The organism is Streptomyces sp. NPDC031132 (assembly GCF_055570595.1).
Window position 1 is genome coordinate 1 of record NZ_JBVIGX010000044.1, and the last position, 19,319, is coordinate 19,319.

General features: G+C 72.8%; 16 protein-coding genes. 14 read left to right on the forward strand and 2 right to left on the reverse strand.

The features are described from left to right. On the reverse strand, positions 1-1,768 hold a 1,768-nt coding region (locus tag ACZ49B_RS35045), incomplete at its 3' end, for a dolichyl-phosphate-mannose--protein mannosyltransferase (protein WP_468314184.1). Positions 1,769-1,881: 113 nt separating this feature from the next. On the opposite strand from ACZ49B_RS35045, the gene rsmI reads away from it, so the two are divergent. From rsmI to ACZ49B_RS35110, 13 genes are all read left to right on the forward strand, one after another. Continuing rightward, positions 1,882-2,790, forward strand: a complete 909-nt coding sequence (gene rsmI / locus ACZ49B_RS35050) for a 16S rRNA (cytidine(1402)-2'-O)-methyltransferase (protein ID WP_468314187.1) — start codon at positions 1,882-1,884, stop codon at positions 2,788-2,790. A 161-nt stretch (positions 2,791-2,951) separates the two neighbouring features. Beyond that, positions 2,952-3,458: a hypothetical protein gene (locus ACZ49B_RS35055; RefSeq protein ID WP_468314189.1), complete on the forward strand. Its 507-nt coding sequence runs from the start codon at positions 2,952-2,954 to the stop codon at positions 3,456-3,458. Positions 3,459-3,468: 10 nt separating this feature from the next. After that, a complete protein-coding gene (locus ACZ49B_RS35060) occupies positions 3,469-4,356 on the forward strand; it encodes a TatD family hydrolase (protein WP_468314192.1) in 888 nt (295 codons plus the stop codon). Between the two features lie 122 nt (positions 4,357-4,478). Beyond that, a complete protein-coding gene (locus ACZ49B_RS35065; RefSeq protein WP_468314193.1) occupies positions 4,479-5,927 on the forward strand; it encodes a ubiquitin-like domain-containing protein in 1,449 nt (482 codons plus the stop codon). Beyond that, on the forward strand, positions 5,924-6,835 hold the full coding sequence (rsmA, locus tag ACZ49B_RS35070; RefSeq protein WP_468314196.1) for a 16S rRNA (adenine(1518)-N(6)/adenine(1519)-N(6))-dimethyltransferase RsmA: 912 nt from the start codon (positions 5,924-5,926) through the stop codon (positions 6,833-6,835). The genes ACZ49B_RS35065 and rsmA overlap by 4 nt, the downstream gene beginning before the upstream one ends. Further along, positions 6,832-7,737 (forward strand): 4-(cytidine 5'-diphospho)-2-C-methyl-D-erythritol kinase, encoded by a 906-nt coding sequence (locus ACZ49B_RS35075; RefSeq protein ID WP_468314199.1) that lies wholly within the window; start codon positions 6,832-6,834, stop codon positions 7,735-7,737. The genes rsmA and ACZ49B_RS35075 overlap by 4 nt, the downstream gene beginning before the upstream one ends. 143 nt (positions 7,738-7,880) lie before the next feature. After that, on the forward strand, positions 7,881-9,209 hold the full coding sequence (locus ACZ49B_RS35080; RefSeq protein ID WP_468314202.1) for an acyltransferase family protein: 1,329 nt from the start codon (positions 7,881-7,883) through the stop codon (positions 9,207-9,209). A gap of 27 nt (positions 9,210-9,236) precedes the next feature. Then, positions 9,237-11,033 (forward strand): ABC-F family ATP-binding cassette domain-containing protein, encoded by a 1,797-nt coding sequence (locus ACZ49B_RS35085; RefSeq protein WP_468314204.1) that lies wholly within the window; start codon positions 9,237-9,239, stop codon positions 11,031-11,033. 167 nt (positions 11,034-11,200) lie between these two features. Continuing rightward, the gene (locus ACZ49B_RS35090) at positions 11,201-12,853 is read left to right on the forward strand and encodes an outer membrane protein assembly factor BamB family protein (protein WP_468314207.1); all 1,653 of its coding nucleotides are present in this window, start codon (positions 11,201-11,203) and stop codon (positions 12,851-12,853) included. Between the two features lie 41 nt (positions 12,854-12,894). Continuing rightward, a complete protein-coding gene (locus tag ACZ49B_RS35095) occupies positions 12,895-14,685 on the forward strand; it encodes an outer membrane protein assembly factor BamB family protein (RefSeq protein WP_468314210.1) in 1,791 nt (596 codons plus the stop codon). A 144-nt stretch (positions 14,686-14,829) separates the two neighbouring features. Beyond that, on the forward strand, positions 14,830-15,528 hold the full coding sequence (locus ACZ49B_RS35100) for a response regulator transcription factor (RefSeq protein ID WP_468314213.1): 699 nt from the start codon (positions 14,830-14,832) through the stop codon (positions 15,526-15,528). A 95-nt stretch (positions 15,529-15,623) separates the two neighbouring features. Beyond that, positions 15,624-16,571: a UDP-glucose 4-epimerase GalE gene (galE, locus tag ACZ49B_RS35105; RefSeq protein ID WP_468314216.1), complete on the forward strand. Its 948-nt coding sequence runs from the start codon at positions 15,624-15,626 to the stop codon at positions 16,569-16,571. 493 nt (positions 16,572-17,064) lie between these two features. Further along, entirely contained in the window at positions 17,065-17,829 is a 765-nt protein-coding gene (locus ACZ49B_RS35110) for a LuxR C-terminal-related transcriptional regulator (protein WP_468314218.1), read from the forward strand. On the opposite strand, the gene ACZ49B_RS35115 is transcribed toward ACZ49B_RS35110, so the two are convergent. Beyond that, on the reverse strand, positions 17,788-18,285 hold the full coding sequence (locus ACZ49B_RS35115) for a MarR family winged helix-turn-helix transcriptional regulator (RefSeq protein WP_030297045.1): 498 nt from the start codon (positions 18,283-18,285) through the stop codon (positions 17,788-17,790). The two genes, ACZ49B_RS35110 and ACZ49B_RS35115, sit on opposite strands and share 42 nt — an antisense overlap. Positions 18,286-18,460: 175 nt before the next feature. Between ACZ49B_RS35115 and ACZ49B_RS35120 the strand changes: the two genes are divergently transcribed. After that, on the forward strand, positions 18,461-19,318 hold the full coding sequence (locus ACZ49B_RS35120; RefSeq protein ID WP_468314221.1) for a trans-aconitate 2-methyltransferase: 858 nt from the start codon (positions 18,461-18,463) through the stop codon (positions 19,316-19,318). Position 19,319 lies beyond the last annotated feature (1 nt).

The following is a 19,319-nucleotide window of genomic DNA, read 5'->3' on the forward strand; positions in this document are numbered from 1 at the left end:
AGACCCAGCTGTCCATCCACATCCGACCGCGCCACGAGTCCATCGGGATGGACTGGCCCGTGTAGATCGGCCAGAAATAGATGAAGTTCCAGATGATGAGGAGGACCAGCACGCCCGCCGCGATCGCGCCCAGAGCGCGTCTGCGTTCCGTCGAGCCCGACGGGCCCAGCAGGGCGCCGATCATCATCGCCACCGCCAGGCACAGGTACGGGACGAAGACCACCGCGTAGAAGAAGAAGATGGTCCGCTCCTGGTAGTTGAACCAGGGCAGCAGGCCCGCGGCCAGCGCGCACGCGATCGCGCCCGCCCGCCAGTCGCGCCGGAAGAACCACCGCCACAGCACGTACAGCAGCGCGAAGCAGGCCGCCCACCACAGCATCGGCGTGCCCAGGGCCAGCACCTCGCGCGCGCACTTGCCCGCCCCCGTCGCCGGGCAGCCGTCCGCACCCGGTTCGGGGGACTCGTAGAAGTAGGAGACGGGGCGGCCCAGGACCAGCCAGCTCCACGGGTTCGACTCGTACGTGTGGCCCGAGGTCAGGCCCACGTGGAACTTGTAGACCTCGGTCTCGTAGTGCCACAGGCTGCGCAGCCACTCCGGCAGGAACGAGAGCGAACTGCCCTGGTCGTTCTTCGCCGCCCAGTCGCGGAAGTAACCGCCCTTGCCGTTGTCGGGGGACAGGATCCAGCCGGTCCAGGAGGCCACGTACACCGCGATGGCCACCGGCACCGTCGACAGGAAGCCCGGCAGCGCGTCGCGCCGCAGCATCGCCGCGTACGGGGCGCCCGCCCCGGCGGTGCGGCGCGCGGCCGCGTCCCACAGGACGGTCAGCACGCCGAAGAAGGCCAGCACGATCAGACCGTTCCACTTCGTGCCGAAGGCCAGGCCCAGGCACACGCCCGCCAGGATCCGGTACGGGCGCCAGCCCAGGCGCAGCGTCTCGGCGACGGCGACGTCCGGCAGGGTGCGCCCCTCCTCGTCCACAGGAAGCGCGTTCGCGAGTCTGGCCCGGGTCCGGTCCCGGTCGACGAGCAGCGCCCCGAAGGCGGCCAGGACGAAGAACATGACGACGAGGTCGAGGAGGGCCGTGCGGCTCATCACCAGGTGCAGGCCGTCCACCGCGAGCAGCGCGCCCGCCAGGCAGCCCAGGAAGGTGGAGCGGAACAGGCGGCGGCCGATCCGGCACAGCATCAGCACCGACAGGGTGCCGAGCACGGCCGTCATGAACCGCCAGCCGAACGGCGTGAAGCCGAACATCCACTCGCCGAGGCCGATGACCCACTTGCCGACCGGGGGGTGCACGACGTAGCCGGGGTCCAGCGGGAGGGAGATCCCGTCGGGGTTGGCGAGGATCGACTTGTCGATGTCCTTGGGCCAGCTCGCCTCGTAGCCCTGCTGAATCGTGGCCCAGGCGTCCTTGGCGTAGTACGTCTCGTCGAATATCACCGCCTTCGGGCTGCCCAGGTGCGCGAAGCGCAGCACACCGGCCACCAGCGCCACCAGCACCGGCCCCGCCCACGCCAGCACGCGCTGCCAGGCGCCCACCGCGGAGAGCGGGATCCCGATCGCCGTCCACATCTGCTCGGAGGGCCGGGCGTACGGGGGCACCAGGCGGGTGCGGACGTCCGGGCGCCGCCGGGCTCCGGCGGGCGGCGCGTAGCCGAAGCTGCGCAGGCGGCGCAGCCAGGTGGACGGCTGTTCTTCGCGCCCCGCCGGAGGGGCGGGCGGGGCCCCCGCGGGGCTGGGCGGCGGCGTCGCGGTACTGGTCACCGGGTCATCGTAGGGAACGCGGCTGTGCGAACCCCAGTGCCCGGGGCCGTGGGAGCGTGTGCCGGGTGGGACGGCCGACGTGTGCCGGGTGGGACGGCTGAGAGGATGGACCGGTGACGACTGACCAGCCCCCCGGCTCCGGAACCGCCTCTTCGACCTCCTCCTCCGCAGGCGTGCTCGTGCTCGCCGGCACCCCGATCGGCGATCTCGCCGACGCCCCGCCCCGGCTCGCGGCCGAGCTCGAGCGGGCCGACGTGGTCGCCGCCGAGGACACCCGGCGGCTGCGCCGGCTGACGCAGGGGCTCGGCGTGCACACCACGGGGCGCGTCGTCTCGTACTTCGAGGGCAACGAGTCGGCGCGCACCCCGGAGCTGGTCGAGGCGCTGGAGGAGGGCAAGCGGGTGCTGCTGGTGACCGACGCCGGCATGCCGTCCGTCTCCGACCCCGGCTACCGGCTGGTCGCCGCCGCCGTGGAGAAGGACATCAAGGTCACCGCCGTGCCCGGGCCGTCCGCGGTGCTCACCGCGCTCGCCCTGTCGGGGCTGCCGGTGGACCGCTTCTGCTTCGAGGGCTTCCTGCCGCGCAAGGCGGGCGAGCGCCTCGGCCGACTCCGCGAGGTCGAGGGCGAGCGTCGCACGCTCGTCTACTTCGAGGCCCCGCACCGGCTCGACGACACCCTGGCCGCGATGGCCGAGGTCTTCGGCGCCGACCGGCGGGCCGCCGTGTGCCGCGAGCTCACCAAGACGTACGAGGAGGTCAAGCGCGGCGGGCTCGGCGAGCTGGCGGCCTGGGCCGCCGAGGGCGTGCGCGGGGAGATCACCGTCGTCGTCGAGGGCGCACCGGCCGCCGGGCCGGGAGACGTGGACGCCGAGGAGCTGGTGCGCAGGGTGCGGGTGCGCGAGGAGGCCGGGGAGCGGCGGAAGGAAGCCATCGCGGCCGTCGCGGCCGAGGCCGGACTACCCAAGCGGGAGGTCTTCGACGCAGTGGTCGCGGCAAAGAATGCGGCTCAAAAGGTGCTCTAAGACGGTAAAGAGCTAACCTGAAAGGCAAAGCTCAGACCGCGCACCGGGCGCTTTGGGGCATGAGTCGCCCAAAGACCGTCCAACAGTCGACAGGGCCTGATGCGCTCCCGCCCGAAGAGGCGTCCACTGGCAATGGCACCAGTGGAACAAGAGGAGCTGGCATGAGTGAGATCGCAGACACCTCGGTACCCGTCCCCGCCCCCGTACCCGCGCCCGCGGCACCCGTCTCCGTGTCGAGGCCGGGTGTCCACGTCGTGCACGAGGCGTACTCGTTCGCGTGCATGAAGTGCGGGTACGCCTGGGAGCAGGGCTACGAGATCGAGCACCACGTCGACGGGCAGGGCCAGCCCTTCATCATCTACACCGTCAAGGGCGAGCGGGTCCCCTCCCCGCTGTCGAACCCGACCTGCCACAACTGCGGCGGGCACGTGGTGCGGATCATGCGGGAAGGCCAGGTGTCGTCGGTGCTCGGCACGATCGACAAGCTCTACCACCACCGCATCTCACCCGGGATCGCCGGCCCGGTGCCGGCCGGCGCGAACGTCCCGCGGGCACCGAAGCAGCGCAGGATCCCGCTGCACGACGCCCCCGGGCCCGTCCCGGTGGACGACGCCGAGGAGCGCGGGGGCTGGCTCTCCCGCCTGATGAGGATCTTCCGCCGGTCATAAGATCGGCCGTATGAGCACTGCCGCCAAGGACGCCTCGAAGGACACCCCGCCGCCGCTGCCCGAACCCCTGCGGGTGGCGGTCGCGGACTCCCACACCCACCTCGACATGCAGGGCGGCACCGTGGAGGAGGGTCTCGCCAAGGCCGCCTCGGTCGGGGTGACCACCGTCGTCCAGGTGGGCTGCGACGTGAAGGGCTCCCGCTGGGCGGCCGAGACCGCCGCCGCGTACGAGAACGTCCACGCGGCCGTGGCGCTTCACCCGAACGAAGCCCCCCGCATCGTCCACGGGGATCCCGACGGCTGGTCCCGGCAGGGCGCGCGCCCCGGGGGCGGCGAGGCCGCGCTCGACGAGGCGCTCGCCGAGATCGAAGAGCTCGCGAAGCTCGCCCACGTGAAGGCCGTCGGCGAGACCGGGCTCGACCACTTCCGCACCGGACCCGAGGGGATGGCCGCGCAGGAGCGTTCCTTCCGCGCGCACATCGAGATCGCGAAGCGGCAGGGCAAGGCCCTGGTCATCCACGACCGCGAGGCCCATGCGGACGTCCTGCGCATCCTGCGCGAGGAGGGTGCACCCGAGCGCACCGTCTTCCACTGCTACTCCGGGGACGCCGAGATGGCGCGCGAGTGCGCCGCCGCCGGGTACTACATGTCCTTCGCCGGGACCGTGACGTTCAAGAACGCCCGGCCGCTGCGCGAAGCCCTCGCCGTGGCACCGCTGGAGCTGGTGCTCGTCGAGACGGACGCCCCCTACCTCACCCCGGCGCCGTACCGCGGACGGCCCAACGCGCCGTACCTCGTTCCGCTGACCGTACGGGCCATGGCGGCGGTGCGCGGGATCGACGAGGACGCGATGGCCACCGCCCTGGCGGCGAACACGGCGCGGGCCTTCGACTACTAGCCCGGCCCGCTGCTCGCCCCCCTGCCCGACACGCTGGGTAGCCGTCCGACTTTGGTGAGTGACGGACGTCCGCTAGGGTGCCGTGCCCGAACCGATGGGGCCGGACCAGTGGAGCGAGCGTCGTGAGCGAGAGTCCTTTCACCGGGGTGTACGGGGACGAGGCCGCCCCGGACCCGGAGCCGGCCGTGGTGCCCGCCCCGCGCACCGGGGACCGGCGGGCCGCCCGGCGCCGCAGGAGCGCCGAGGCCGTCCCCGTACCCGCCGTACCCGCCGCCCCCACCGGGCGGCGCCGGGCCGCGCCCGCCGCGGGCGCGGACCTCGTGGCGCCCGCCGGACCGGGCACCGGGCGCCGCCGCAGCCCCGACCCCGGCCCCCCGGGCGCAGGCGCAGGCACCGGGCAAGGCCCCGGCCCCGGCATCCCGGTCCCCGCCGGGACCGGGCGGCGGCGCCGGCCGGCCCCCGCCGGGACAACCGCGGGCCGGGACAGCTGGCGGCGGATCGTCCCGCAGGCGCTCGTCGTCGCCTTCCTGGCCGGCGGCACCACGGCGTTCGTCGCCGCCGACAAGTCGGTACGCCTCACCGTGGACGGGAAACCCAGGACGCTGCACACCTTCGCCGACGACGTCGACGAACTCCTCGCCGCCGAAGGGGTCGGCGTCGGCGCCCACGACCTCGTCGCCCCCGCCCGCGGCGAGGCCCTCGACGACGGCGACGAGATCGTCGTCCGCTACGGCCGCCCCCTGCGCCTGACCCTCGACGGACAGAGCCGCCAGGTGTGGACCACCGCCGGCACCGTCGAGGGCGCGCTGCGCCAGTTCGGCATCCGCGTCGAGGGCGCCTACCTCTCCGCCCCCCGCGCCGCCCCCGTGCCCCGCACCGGCCTCACCCTCGCCGTCCGCACCGAACGCAGCGTCACCTTCATGGCCGACGGCCGCGAAAGCACCATCCGCACCAACGCCGCCACCGTCCAGGAGGCCCTCGGCCAGGCCGGGATCACCCTCCACGGCCAGGACACCACCTCCGTCCCGCCCGCCTCCTTCCCGCGCGACGGCCAGACCGTCACCGTGCTCCGCATCACCGGGACACGCGAGGTCCGCGAGGAGCGCATCCCGTACGAGACCGAGAAGGCCGAGGACGACGGCCTGTTCGCCGGCACCGAGGTCGTCGAGCGGGCGGGCCGCCCCGGAGCGCGCCGGGTCACGTACGCCCTGCGCACCGTCAACGGGGTCCGGCAGAAGCCCCGCAAGATCGCCGAGGAGGTCGTCCGCGAGCCCGTCACCCAGCTCGTCAAGGTCGGCACGAGGCCGCTGCCGACCTCCGTCTCCGGGGCGGACGGCCTCGACTGGGGGGCCCTGGCCCAGTGCGAGTCCGGCGGCCGCCCCGCCGCCACCGACGCCTCGGGCACCTACGGCGGCCTGTACCAGTTCGACGTCCGCACCTGGCAGAGCCTCGGCGGCTCCGGCCGCCCCCAGGACGCACCGGGCGCGGAACAGACGTACCGGGCGAAGAAGCTCTACGTACAACGGGGCGCGACTCCGTGGCCCCACTGCGGCCGTAGGCTTTACCGGTGAGCACCGCAGAGCAGCAGCCCGAGCCTTCGACCAGCACGCCCCCCGACGCCCTTCTCGGACCGGCAGAGATCCGGGAACTGGCCGCCGTACTCGGCGTACGGCCGACCAAGCAGAAGGGGCAGAACTTCGTCATCGACGCCAACACGGTGCGCCGCATCGTGCGGACCGCCGAGGTGCGGCCCGACGACGTGGTCGTCGAGGTCGGCCCGGGGCTGGGGTCGCTGACGCTGGCGCTGCTGGAGGCTGCCGACCGGGTCACCGCCGTCGAGATCGACGACGTGCTGGCCGCCGCGCTGCCCGCCACCATCGAGGCGCGGATGCCGCAGCGCAAGGACCGCTTCGCGCTCGTGCACTCCGACGCGATGCTCGTGACGGAACTGCCCGGTCCGGCGCCGACCGCGCTCGTCGCGAACCTGCCGTACAACGTGGCCGTGCCGGTGCTGCTGACCATGCTGGACCGTTTCCCCACCATCGAGCGGACGCTGGTCATGGTGCAGGCCGAGGTCGCCGACCGGCTCGCCGCCGAGCCGGGCAACAAGGTCTACGGGGTGCCCTCCGTCAAGGCCAACTGGTACGCGCACGTCAAGCGCGCCGGGTCCATCGGCCGCAAGGTCTTCTGGCCCGCGCCGAACGTCGACTCGGGCCTCGTCTCCCTGGTGCGCCGGGCCGAGCCGATCAAGACGACCGCCACGAAGGCGGAGGTCTTCGCCGTCGTGGACGCGGCCTTCGCACAGCGCCGCAAGACGCTGCGCGCCGCCCTGGCCGGCTGGGCCGGCTCCGCGGCGGGCGCCGAACAGGCGCTGGTCGCCGCCGGGATCTCCCCGCAGGCGCGCGGCGAGTCGCTGACGGTGGAGGAGTTCGCGGCGATCGCCGAGCACAAGCCGGCGGCGGAGAGGCCCGCCCTGTGAACACGGTGAAGAGCGTGACCGTACGGGTCCCCGCCAAGGTCAACGTGCAGCTGGCGGTGGGCGCGGCCCGGCCGGACGGCTTCCACGACCTGGCCAACGTCTTCCTCGCCGTGTCGCTGTACGACGAGGTGACGGTCACCCCGGCCGACGAGCTGACGGTCACCTGCGCCGGACCGGACGCGGACCAGGTCCCGCTGGACCGTACGAACCTGGTCGCGCGGGCCGCCGAGGTCCTGGCGGAGCGCAAGGGGCTCCCCGCCCCGGCCGTCCACCTCCACATCGCGAAGAACATCCCCGTCGCCGGCGGCATGGCGGGCGGCAGCGCGGACGGCGCGGGCGCGCTGGTGGCGTGCGATGCGCTGTGGGGTCTGGACACCCCGGTGGCGGAGCTGCTGGACATGTGCGCGGAGCTCGGCAGCGACGTGCCGTTCAGCCTCGTAGGCGGGGCGGCGCTGGGCACGGGCCGGGGGGAGATCCTGACCCCGGTCGAGGCCGGGGCGTTCCACTGGGTGTTCGCGGTCGCCGACGGGGGACTGTCGACCCCGGCGGTGTTCCGCGAGTTCGACCGGCTGGCACAGGGACGGTCGATCCCGGCCCCGGAGGCCTCGCCGGCGCTGCTCGCGGCGCTCGCCTCGGGTGACCCGGACGCGCTCGCGGCGACCCTGGTCAACGACCTCCAGCCGGCGGCTCTGTCGCTGCGGCCGGGGCTCGCGGAGACGCTCGCGGCGGGCACCGGAGCCGGGGCGCTGGCCGCGCTGGTCTCGGGCTCCGGTCCGACGACGGCGTTCCTGGTCCGGGACGCGGAGTCCGCCGAGAAGGTCGCCGCCGCCCTGGAGGCCTCCGGCCTCTGCCGCGCCACCCGCGTGGCCACCTCCCCGGCTCCGGGCGCGACCCTTCTCTGACACGCCGTCTGCGGCGCCGCCGCCGGGGGCCGGCCCCCGGCGGCTCAAGCGCCGGCCCCGGCGCGGTCGGGGGCCGGGTACCTAGGGCGGGGTGAGTATCCGCGCCCTGTTGCGCCGTCCGGGCGCGCGGCAGCGTATGCCGTATGACAGCCAGCGCACGCGAAATGGCCGCGGCCACGCCCGCCGCACGGGACCGGTACGTCGATCTGCTGCGCGTCGCCTCGCTCGCGACCGTCATCGCCGGGCACTGGCTGATGGCCGCCGTCAGCGGCGACGGCATAGGGAACCTGCTCGCCCTCGTGCCCCCGCTCCAGGTGCTCACCTGGGGCCTCCAGGTCATGCCGGTGTTCTTCTTCGTCGGCGGGTTCTCCCACGCCCTGTCGTACCGGTCCCTGGCCCGGCGTGCCGACGGGCGGCCCGTCTACGCCGCGTTCCTGCGGGCCCGGCTCCAGCGGCTGCTGCGGCCCACCCTCGTCTTCGTCCTCCTCTGGACCGCCGGGGCGCTCGCCGTACAGCTCGCCGGCGGCGGGGACGGGAAGCTGACGGGGGCCGCCCTGCGGCTGGTCACCCAGCCGCTGTGGTTCATCGGGATCTACCTCGCCATGGTCGCCTTCACCCCGGCCCTGCTGAAGCTCCACCGGCGGTGGGGCTGGGGGGCCTTCGCCCTGCTGGCCGGGGCCGCGGCCGCCGTCGACGTACTCCGCTTCGCCCTGGCCGTCCCGTACGTCGAGTTCCTGAACTTCGCCTTCGTCTGGCTCGCCGTCCACCAGCTCGGCTTCCTGCGCGCCGACGGCCGGCTCACCCGGCCCGCGCTGCTCGCCGCCGCCGGGCTGACCGGCGCCGCGCTGCTCGTCGCGTACGGCCCGTACCCGCTGTCCATGGTCGGGATGCCGGGCGAGAAGGTGTCCAACATGGCCCCGCCCACCCTCGCGCTGCTGGCGCACGGGATGTGGCTCGTCGGAGCCGTGGAGCTGCTCAAAACGCCCGCCGCCGCGCTGCTCGCCCGGCCCCGGGTCTGGCGCTCCGTCGTCGCCGCGAACGGGATCGCCATGACCGCCTTCCTCTGGCACCTCACCGCCATGCTCGCCGTGTACGCCGCCCAGCTCGGCCTCGGGCTGCGCCTGCCCGAGCCCGCCACCGCCGCCTGGTGGGCCCAGGTCCCCGTCCGGCTGCTCGCCGCCGCCGGGCTGACGGGCGTGCTCGTCACCCTCTTCCGCCGCTTCGAGGCCCCCGGCCGCGGTGGCGCCGAGCCCGGATCCGGGTCCGGGTCCCGCGCCGCCCTCGGGATCACCCTGTGCCTGCTCGGCATCCTCGGCCTGTCCATGACCGGGCTCGGCGGACTGCTCGACGGCCACAGCGCCACCCTCATCGCCCTTCCGGTCACCGCGCCCGCCGCCATCGGCATGGCTCTGGGAGGCTGGCTCCTGGTGGAGCGCTCGGCGTCGGCTCGGAGGGTTAGGCTGAGGGGCTGATCCACACCCTTCCCTGGAGCGCGTCTGATGGCCGTCAATCTGGTCAATGTCGAGGCAGTCGGCAAGGTGTACGGAACCCGTGCCCTGCTCGACGGCATCTCCCTCGGCGTGTCCGAGGGGGACCGGATCGGTGTCGTGGGCCGCAACGGCGACGGCAAGACCACCCTCATCCGCATGCTCGCCAAGATCGAGGAGCCCGACACCGGCCGGGTCACCCAGAGCGGCGGCCTGCGCATGGGCGTGCTCACCCAGCACGACTCCCTCGACCCCGCGGCGACCATCCGCCACGAGATCATCCGGGACATGGCCGACCACGAGTGGGCCGGCAACGCCAAGATCCGCGACGTGCTGACCGGACTCTTCGGCGGCCTCGACCTCCCCGGCTTCGGCCAGGGCCTCGACACCGTCATCGGCCCGCTCTCCGGCGGTGAGCGCCGCCGCATCGCGCTCGCCAAGCTGCTCATCGCCGACCAGGACCTGCTCGTCCTCGACGAGCCCACCAACCACCTCGACGTCGAGGGCATCTCCTGGCTGGCCAAGCACCTCCAGGAACGCCGCTCCGCGCTCGTCTGCGTCACCCACGACCGCTGGTTCCTCGACCAGGTCTGCACCCGCATGTGGGACGTGCAGCGCGGCTCCGTGTTCGAGTACGAGGGCGGCTACAGCGACTACGTCTTCGCCCGCGCCGAGCGCGACCGCATCGCCGCCACGGAGGAGTCCAAGCGGCAGAACCTGATGCGCAAGGAGCTGGCCTGGCTGCGCCGCGGCGCCCCCGCCCGGACCTCCAAGCCGCGCTACCGCATCGAGGCCGCCAACGAGCTCATCGCCGACGTGCCGCCGCCGCGCGACAAGTCCGAGCTGATGAAGTTCGCCAACGCCCGCCTCGGCAAGACCGTCTTCGACCTGGAGAACGTCACCGTCCAGGCCGGGCCGAAGACCCTGCTCAAGCACCTCACCTGGCACCTCGGCCCCGGCGACCGCGTCGGCCTCGTCGGCGTCAACGGCGCCGGCAAGACCTCCCTGCTGCGCGCGCTCGCGGAGGCGGCCCGCACCCAGGGCGACGTCCAGCCGGCCGCCGGAAGCGTCACCGTCGGCAAGACGGTCAAGCTGGCGTACCTCTCCCAGGAGGTCGGCGAACTCGACCCGTCCCTGCGGGTCCTGGAGGCGGTGCAGCGCGTACGCGACCGCGTCGACCTCGGCAAGGGCCGCGAGATGACGGCCGGTCAGCTCTGCGAGCAGTTCGGCTTCACCAAGGAGAAGCAGTGGACGCCCGTCGGCGACCTCTCCGGCGGTGAGCGGCGACGGCTGCAGATCCTGCGGCTGCTGATGGACGAGCCCAACGTGCTCTTCCTCGACGAGCCCACCAACGACCTCGACATCGAGACGCTCACCCAGCTCGAGGACCTCCTCGACGGCTGGCCGGGCTCGATGATCGTGATCTCCCACGACCGGTTCTTCATCGAGCGCACCACCGACACGGTGATGGCGCTGCTGGGCGACGCCAGCCTGCGGATGCTGCCGCGCGGCCTCGACGAGTACCTGGAGCGCCGGCAGAAGATGATCGAGGCGGCCGCCCCGGCGCCCGCCCCCGCCGCCGCCAAGTCGACGGCCTCCGGAGACTCGCGCGCGGCGAAGAAGGAGCTCCAGAAGATCGAGCGCCAGCTCAACAAGATGGCGGACCGCGAGACGAACCTGCACGCCCAGATCGCCGAGAACGCCACCGATTTCGACAAGGTCGCGAAGCTCGACGCGGAGCTGCGCGAACTCATCTCGGACCGGGACGAGTTGGAGATGCGCTGGCTCGAGCTGGCCGAGGACGCCTAGGCGGTGGCGGAGGCCGGGCCGTCCGCCGGCGTCAACTGACCTGATAACGGCGTTGTCACGGGCCGGTCCTCCCTTGGGAACAGGGGCCGGACCGGCCCGATGTAAGAGCGCTGTCAGTGATAGAAAGGTGATCCCCCTACGCCACCCGACGCCGAAGGTATGCGCTGATGACCGAGCCGCCCCAGCCGCCGAACCAGCCGCCCACACCTTCCGGTTACGGTCACCTGCCCGGCCCGCCGCAGCCCGGTTACGGCTACCCGCAGCAGGGCGAGAACCCGTACGCCCAGCAGCCCCCGACGCAGCCGATGTACCCGGCGCAGCCCGCGCCGCCGATGCCGCAGCAGGGTTACCTCCCGCCGCCGCCCCCCGGCGCGCCGACCGCCGCGATGCAGCAGGCCGGGGGCGTGCCGCCCAAGAAGAAGACGGCCGTGTTCATCGCCGCAGCCGTCGCCGGCGTACTCGTCCTCGGCACCGGCGGCTACTTCGCCTTCGCGGGCGGCAGCGACGAGGACCCGAAGAAGCCCGTCGCGCAGAGCTCCGCCCCGGCCGACGCCAAGCCCTCCACCGAGGTGGACAAGGGCGACGGCAGCGGCAACGGCTCCACGGCGGGCGAGGACCTCAACGCCGGCCGCAAGCAGGGCGAGGACAAGACCCTCTGGCTCAGGACCGCCAAGGTCGACGGCCCCGGCATGGGCGTGGAGTCCTTCGGCCAGTGGATCGTCGGCGACACCGTCGTCAAGAGCGTCTGGAAGAACCTCACCGCCTACGGGGCCACCGACGGCAAGGAGAAGTGGACGCTCGCTTTCCCCACGCCGATCTGCTCCGTCACCCGGCAGACCACCGCCGAGGGCAAGACGGTCGTCATGTTCAAGGACGGCGACGGCGACAGCGCCACCTGCAACCAGATGAAGCAGGTCGACCTCAAGGCGGGCAAGGAAGGCTGGACGAAGGAGGTCCCCAAGGAGGGCCTCTTCGACATCATGACCAGCCCCAGCCTGGGCATCACCGGCGACACCGTCGCCGTCAGCCGCAGCGGCACCGCCAGCGCCTTCAAGGTCAGCACCGGCGACAAGCTCTTCGGCAGCGCCACCGCCGAAGGTTGCAAGCCCGACTCGTACGTCGTCAACAACGGCAAGATGATCGCCCTCTCCACCTGCTACGACGAGGACCTCACCGGCGAGGTGTCGGCCGCCGACCCGGTCACCGGCAAGAAGGGCTGGACCTTCAAGCTGCCCGCGAAGTACAAGGTCGCCGCCGTCTACTCGCTGGACCCCGTCGTCCTCGACATCGGCAACCAGGAGAAGAAGGAACGCGCCATCGTGGTCATCGGACCCGACGGCAAGCAGCGCGCCACCGTCAGCGGCGAGGGCAGCTTCGCCGACGAGTGCGACGGCGGCCTCTTCCGCTCCGTCGAGGTCTGCTCCACCACCGCCGTGGACGCGAACACCCTCTACATGCCGACCGCCACGGAGTCCGGCAAGGCCAACGAGATCGTCGCCTTCGACCTGGGCACCGGCAAGGTCAAGTGGCGCACCCCCGCAGGCGACGGCCGCACCCTCACCCCGATCGGGGCCGCGAACGGCCAGCTGCTCGCCTACCGCAAGGCCACCTCCGACCAGGGCGGCGAGGTCGTCTCGATCCCCGCCGCCGGCGGCACGCCCACCGCGCTGCTGCGCAACCCGTCGGGACCGTCCGCTCCCATCGAGAGCAGCTTCTACACGCCGAAGATCGACTACGTGGACGGCCGGCTCTTCATCTCCCAAACCCGCCTTCTCGCCAAGGGCACGGACGAGAAGCTCCTGATGGTCTTCGGCAAGTGAACGAGTCCACCGAGCCGCCCACCGAGAGGCAGTAGCAAGCGATGAGTACCCCGCCGCCCCCCCACCAGCCGCCCCCCGGCGGCTTCGGAGCGCCGCAGGATCCCCCGCCCCAGGGCTTCGGCGCGCCGCAGGCCCCGCCGTCCGGAGGCTTCGGCACGCCGCCGGTGCCGCCCGTACCGCCGGCGGCCCCGCAGCAGCCGCCCGTACCGCCCGCCGTGCCGGCCGCGCCGCCCGGGCCCCCGCAGGGGCAGCCGGCGTACGGCTATCCGCAGCAGCAGGGCTACGGCTACCCCCAGCAGCCGCCGGCCCCCGGCGCCGGCGCCCCGCCGCAGTTCGGCGCGCCCACGGCCCCGATGCCGGCGGCCCAGCCCCCGGCCCCGGGCGGCCCGCGCAGCGGCAACGACAAGCGCAACCAGCTGATGATCGTCGGCGCGGCCCTGCTGGCCATCGTCCTGATCATCGCGGGCGGCTTCTGGTACGTCTCCGGCGACGGCGACGGCGGCGGCGACGACAAGCAGCCCACCGCGGACGGCAGCCCCAGCGGCAAGCCCGCGGCCGGCACCCCCGGTTCGGAGAAGGTGCCCGCCAACGTCAAGTCGAAGCCGCTGTTCAACCAGCCGAACCCGACGCCGGAAGACGTCGTCACCGTCGCGGGCTCCTGGCTCACCGACTCCACCTACGTCAAGTCCGACGTGTCGAAGGTGGTCGGCTACAACACCGTCGACGGCGCCAAGAAGTGGGAGATCCCCCTCCCGGGCGAGCTCTGCGGCGCGACCAAGCACATCAGCGACAACAAAACGGCGATCCTCTTCCGCCCGACGCAGCCCACGCCCGAGGCCAAGTACCCGGCGTGCACCGAGGTCGGCGTCATCGACCTGAACGCCGGCAAGCTCCTGTGGTCCGGCAACGCCAAGGGCGCCACCACCGGTGACAGGCCCGCCTCCTTCTACGAGGTCACGATCGGCGGCCAGACCGTCGCCGCCGGCGGCACCAGCGGCGGCGCCGCCTGGAACCTCGTCGACGGCAAGTCCCTGTGGACGCCCAAGGTCGACGGCGAGGGCTGCTACGACAGCGGCTACGCCGGCGGCGAAGCCCTCGGGGTGATCCGCAAGTGCGGCCGCGGCGACAACCAGACCCTGTACGCCCAGACCCTGGATCCGGCCACCGGCGCGCAGACGGCCTCGTACAAGCTCTCCCCGGGCATCGAGTGGGCGTCCATCGTTTCCACGAAGCCCCTCATCGTCGCCGCCGACGTCGGCAAGACCGCCAAGAACGCCACCGGCGTCAGCGACCTCTTCGTCGTCGACCCCAAGGGCGAGCTGAAGGCGCGCATCTCGCTCGCCTCCGGCAACTTCGGCGGCAAGTGCGCCAGCACCGAGGTCGAGAAGTGCAACGGCTTCGTGGTCGGCAACGGCAAGCTCTACCTGCCCTCGATCGAGCACCAGGGCCAGGCGGAAGCCGGACGCACCAACGAGCTGCTCTCCTTCGACCTGGAGACCGGCAAGCAGACCACCGACCGCTCCGACGCGGGCGAGCGGTACACCATGTTCCCGCTCCGCATGGACGGGTCGAACGTCATCGCGTACAAGGAGCCCCCGTACGACAAGGGCGGCCAGATCGTCAGCATCGACGGTACGACGATGAAGCAGACCGTCCTCATGGAGAACCCGGCCGAGAAGGCCAGCCGGACCGCCGAGACCGGCTTCTCGCCCGACTACTCCGAATACCGCTACCACAACGGCAAGCTCTTCATCTCCCGGACTACGGCCAGGAAGCCGTACTCGGACAAGGGCGACCCCGAGTACCTGTTCGTCTCCTTCAGCGCCAGCTGATCCCCGGCCGATCCCGGCCGGTCCCCGCAGACGGCTCGAGCCCCCGGAAGGTCCGCCTTCCGGGGGCTTCTGCGCGGTAACCGCCGCGCACCGTCGAACAAGCGTGTAGCTTGCCGGGGCAGAAGGGTCGGGGGTGGGTGCGCGATGGGCGTACGGGTCATGGTGCTCGACGAGCACCGGCTGCTGGCCGAGGCGCTGGCCTCGGCCCTCAAGCTGCGCGGGCACCGGGTGCTGGCCGCGGCCGCGCCGGCCGCCGGCGCCGCCGAACTGGTCATCAGCCGGGCGCCGGAGGTCTGTCTGCTGGGCACCGCCACGCCCGCCGAGCCCGGGGTCTTCGAGCCGGTCGTGCGCATCAAGCGCGAGCGGCCGCAGATCGCCGTCGTCGTCCTCGGCCCGGTGCCGAGCCCGCGCGGGATCGCCGCCGCCTTCGCCGCCGGCGCCTCGGGGTACGTACGCCACGACGAGCGGATCGAAGGCGTGGAGCGGGCGCTGGCCAAGGCGCGCGCCGGAGAGGTCGCGATCTCCCCGCAGCTGCTCCAGGGGGCCTTCGCGGAGCTCCTCAACCCCGCCGCCCAGCCCGACGACGAGGGCAGCCGGCTGCTGCGGCTCCTCACCCCGCGGGAGGTCGAGGTGCTGGTCAGGGTCGCCGAGGGCGAGGACACCCGGCTCATCGCCGCGGGCATGGAGATCGCACCGAGCACCGCCCGTACGCACGTCCAGCGGGTGCTGATGAAACTGGGCGTAGGCTCCCGGCTGGAGGCGGCCGCACTGGCCGCCCGAACCGGTCTGCTGGACCGGGCGGGGCCGGTGCCGATGGCCGCCGATTTCCCCGGAGGCCCGTAATCCGGTAAGCCAGTGACCGGCATGTGCACGCACCCCGCGTGCAGTCCCCTGCGAGAGGCAGTAGGCGAGTGAGCAAGACGGCGTCATCTAAGTTCATGGTCACCGGCGGCGCCGGATACGTCGGCAGCGTCGTCGCGGCGCACCTCCTGGAGGCCGGGCACGAGGTCACCGTCCTCGACGACCTCTCCACCGGCTTCCGCGAGGGCGTCCCGGCGGGCGCGGCCTTCATCGAGGGCCGGATCCAGGACGCCGAACGGTACCTGGACCCCTCCTACGACGCGGTGCTGCACTTCGCGGCGTCCTCGCAGGTCGGCGAGTCCGTCGTCAACCCGGGCAAGTACTGGGAGAACAACGTCGGCGGCACGCTCGCCCTGCTCGCCGCGATGCGCGGGGCCGGGGTGCGCAAGCTGGTGTTCTCCTCCACCGCCGCCACCTACGGCGAGCCCACCGAGGGCCTGCTCACCGAGGAATCGGTCACCAAGCCCACCAACCCGTACGGCGCCTCGAAGCTGGCCGTCGACCACATGATCGCGGGGGAGTGCGCGGCGCACGGCGTCGCGGCGGTCTCGCTGCGCTACTTCAACGTGGCGGGCGCGTACGGCGAGTTCGGCGAGCGCCACGACCCCGAGACCCACCTGATCCCGCTCGTGCTCCAGGTCGCGCTGGGCGAGCGGGAGTCGATCTCGGTGTTCGGCGAGGACTACCCGACCCCGGACGGCACCTGCGTCCGCGACTACATCCACGTCGCCGACCTGGCGGAGGCCCACCTGGCCGCCCTGGAGGCCGCCACCGAGGGCGAGCACCTGATCTGCAACCTCGGCAACGGCAACGGCTTCTCGGTCCGCGAGGTCGTCGAGACGGTCCGCAAGGTCACGGGCACGGAGATCCCCGAGGTCGTCGCCCCGCGCCGGGCCGGCGACCCGGCGGTGCTCGTCGCCTCCGCGCGCGCCGCCCACGAGAAGCTCGGCTGGACCCCGGCCCGCTCGGACCTCACCGGCATCATCACGGACGCCTGGAACTTCACGCGCAAGCACCGTTCCTGACTCCCTGCCGCGCCCGTTCACCGCGCCCCCCGCACCCGACGGTGCGGGGGGCGCGGTGCGTGCGGCGGCGTGCGCAGGGAGCGCGTGCGAGCGGGCCAGCGCCGTGGGCGGGCGCGGTGCGCGGGCGCCCGGCGTGCACACGCCGGGTGAAATGCCCTCTGTGCAACTGCCCGTGGCACGCGCCTGTCGGAAACCGCCTTCCAGACCTTCCGTACCGTCGAATTCAGGCCACCTCGCAGCGCGTTCGTCACTGCCCAGCCGGAAAATCGCTCGGAAAACTTCTGCTATTCGGCCAACCGCGAGCCGCGACCCGTTCTACGCTGATGCGTGACACCGGTGGGGGCCGGTGTTGATTCAGGGGTCGAGACACGCCGGGTACGGCGTCCGGTCCGGGGTAGTGCAGAGATGTCTCGGCGGCGGCCGCGGCAGCTGCGGACCACCCGGTCCGGGCGCCGTACCCGCAGTCGTCCGTTCCCCGACCCTTGGGGGTTTTGTGGTCCGTATCCGGGTTCTCGTGGTCGACGATCACCGCATCTTCGCCGAATCGCTCGCAGCCGCACTCGCGGCCGAGCCCGACGTGGACGTGTCCGCGGCCGGCAGCGGCCCCGCCGCGCTGCGCTGCCTCGAACGCGCGGTGGCCGAGGGCCGCCGCTTCGACGTCCTGCTCGTCGACGCCGATCTCGGCGCCGCCGCCGGGGCCGTGCCCGCCCAGCGCGAGTCGGGCTCCGGGCCACCGCCCGGCGCGGACGGGATCGCGCTGGTCGCCGGGGTACGGGTGTCCCACCCCGGGGTCCGCACGGTCGTGCTGGCCGAGCGCGACGACCCCCGCCGGGCGGCACACGCCCTCCAGGCAGGGGCTTCCGGCTGGGTGGCGAAGGACTGCTCGCTCTCGCGGCTGCTGGCCGTCGTGCGCGGGGTCCTGCGCGAGGAGACCCACCTCCCGCCCGCGCTGCTCACCGGAGTGCTCCGCGAACTGACCGCTGCGCGCAAGCACCGTACGGACAGCGAACGGCTCGTCGAGTCCCTCACGCCGCGGGAGCACGAGGTGCTGCGCTGCATGGTGGCGGGGCTGGGCCGCAAGGACGTGGCGGCGCGGCTGTTCCTGTCCCCGCACACCGTCCGCACGCACATGCAGAACGTGCTGGGCAAGCTCGGGGTGCACTCCACGCTCGCGGCGGTGGCACTGGCCCGGCGGGCCGGGGTGCGGCCGGCCGACCTAGCCGGGGATGTTGTCGAACGGAGCGGTCAACTGGCGTAGCAGCGCCGCGAGATCGCCGCGCTGGGCCTGGGAGAGCTGGGCGAGGATCGCCCGCTCCTGGGCCAGCAGGCCGGCCAGGGCCTGGTCGGCGCGGTCACGGCCCTCCGGCGTGAGGCGGACCAGCACCCCCCGGCGGTCGTTGGGGTCGGGCAGCCGCTCGACGAGGCCCTTCTTGGCGAGCCGGTCGATGCGGTTGGTCATGGTGCCGGAGGTGACCAGCGTCTGCGTCAGCAGCTGGCCGGGGGAGAGCTGGTAGGGCGCGCCGGCGCGGCGCAGCGACGTCAGGACGTCGAACTCCCAAGGCTCCAGGCCGTGCTCGGAGAAGGCCAGCCTGCGGGCGCGGTCGAGGTGACGGGCGAGCCTGCTGACGCGGCTCAGCACTTCGAGCGGTTCCACGTCGAGGTCAGGGCGCTCCCGCCGCCATGCCGCGACCAATCGGTCGACCTCGTCCTCCATGCCGATCAGTGTAAGGGGTCTGTCGACGTGAAGTCTCTTCAAATCGAGGATCTCGGCGATGGATATCTCGACATAGGGAATCTTGACATCAAGATATATTTTGGGCGACGATGGGCATGGAGGGGGCCGGAACAGCTTCCGCTTCCGCCCGCCCCGCCAGTAGGGAGGCTCGAACATGCATTCCGATATCGCGTCGGCAAGGATCCCCACAGCCACCACCCACGCCGCGCCCACCTGGGACCCCCAGCAGTACCTCCGGCACGCCGGACACCGAACCCGTCCCTTCCTCGACCTCCTGAACCGGATACCCGAACTCCCCACCCGCCCCGCCCGCATCGCCGACCTCGGCTGCGGCCCCGGCAACGTCACCGCGCTGCTCGCCGAACGCTGGCCCGAAGCCCACATCACCGGCTTCGACCTCTCCCCCGAAATGCTCCGGCGCGCCACCGAGGAGCACGCGGGCAAGACCGCCGGCGGCGGCAGCCTCGAATTCAGGCACGGCGACCTCGCCGGCTGGCTCCCCGAGGAGCCGTACGACCTGATCGTCTCCAACGCGGCCCTCCAGTGGGTGCCGAGCCACCCCGGCTCCTTCGCCGCCTGGATCAACGGGCTGCGCCCCGGCGGCACCTTCGCCTTCCAGATTCCCGGCAACTTCACCGCCCCCAGCCACGCCCTGCTCGCCGAGCTGTGCGACACCCCGCGCTGGCGGGGCCGGCTCGCCGGCCACGGCGCCCGTTACATCCACCTCCTCGAACCCGCCGAGTACCTGGCCCGGTTCACCGAGCTGGGCTGCGCCGTCGACACCTGGGAGACGACGTACCACCAGCTGCTGTCCGGCCCCGACCCGGTGCTCGACTGGGTCAAGGGAACCGCCCTGCGGCCCGTCCTGACCGCCCTCGGGGACGACCGGGACGCCGTGGACGCCTTCCTCGCCGAGTACCGCGACCTGCTGCGCGAGGCCTACCCGCCCGGGCCGCGCGGCACCGTTTTCCCCTTCCGCCGCATCTTCGCCGTCGCCCGCAAGGAGCTCTGAC

Coding starts and splice junctions, on each gene's coding strand:
- ACZ49B_RS35115 (WP_030297045.1), bottom strand. CDS start 18,285: ATGGAGGACGAGGTCGACCGATTGGTCGCGGCATGGCGGCGGGAGCGC.
- ACZ49B_RS35055 (WP_468314189.1), top strand. CDS start 2,952: ATGAGTGAGATCGCAGACACCTCGGTACCCGTCCCCGCCCCCGTACCC.
- galE (WP_468314216.1), top strand. CDS start 15,624: ATGGTCACCGGCGGCGCCGGATACGTCGGCAGCGTCGTCGCGGCGCAC.
- ACZ49B_RS35085 (WP_468314204.1), top strand. CDS start 9,237: ATGGCCGTCAATCTGGTCAATGTCGAGGCAGTCGGCAAGGTGTACGGA.
- ACZ49B_RS35090 (WP_468314207.1), top strand. CDS start 11,201: ATGACCGAGCCGCCCCAGCCGCCGAACCAGCCGCCCACACCTTCCGGT.
- ACZ49B_RS35095 (WP_468314210.1), top strand. CDS start 12,895: ATGAGTACCCCGCCGCCCCCCCACCAGCCGCCCCCCGGCGGCTTCGGA.
- ACZ49B_RS35120 (WP_468314221.1), top strand. CDS start 18,461: ATGCATTCCGATATCGCGTCGGCAAGGATCCCCACAGCCACCACCCAC.
- ACZ49B_RS35100 (WP_468314213.1), top strand. CDS start 14,830: ATGGGCGTACGGGTCATGGTGCTCGACGAGCACCGGCTGCTGGCCGAG.
- ACZ49B_RS35060 (WP_468314192.1), top strand. CDS start 3,469: ATGAGCACTGCCGCCAAGGACGCCTCGAAGGACACCCCGCCGCCGCTG.
- ACZ49B_RS35080 (WP_468314202.1), top strand. CDS start 7,881: ATGACAGCCAGCGCACGCGAAATGGCCGCGGCCACGCCCGCCGCACGG.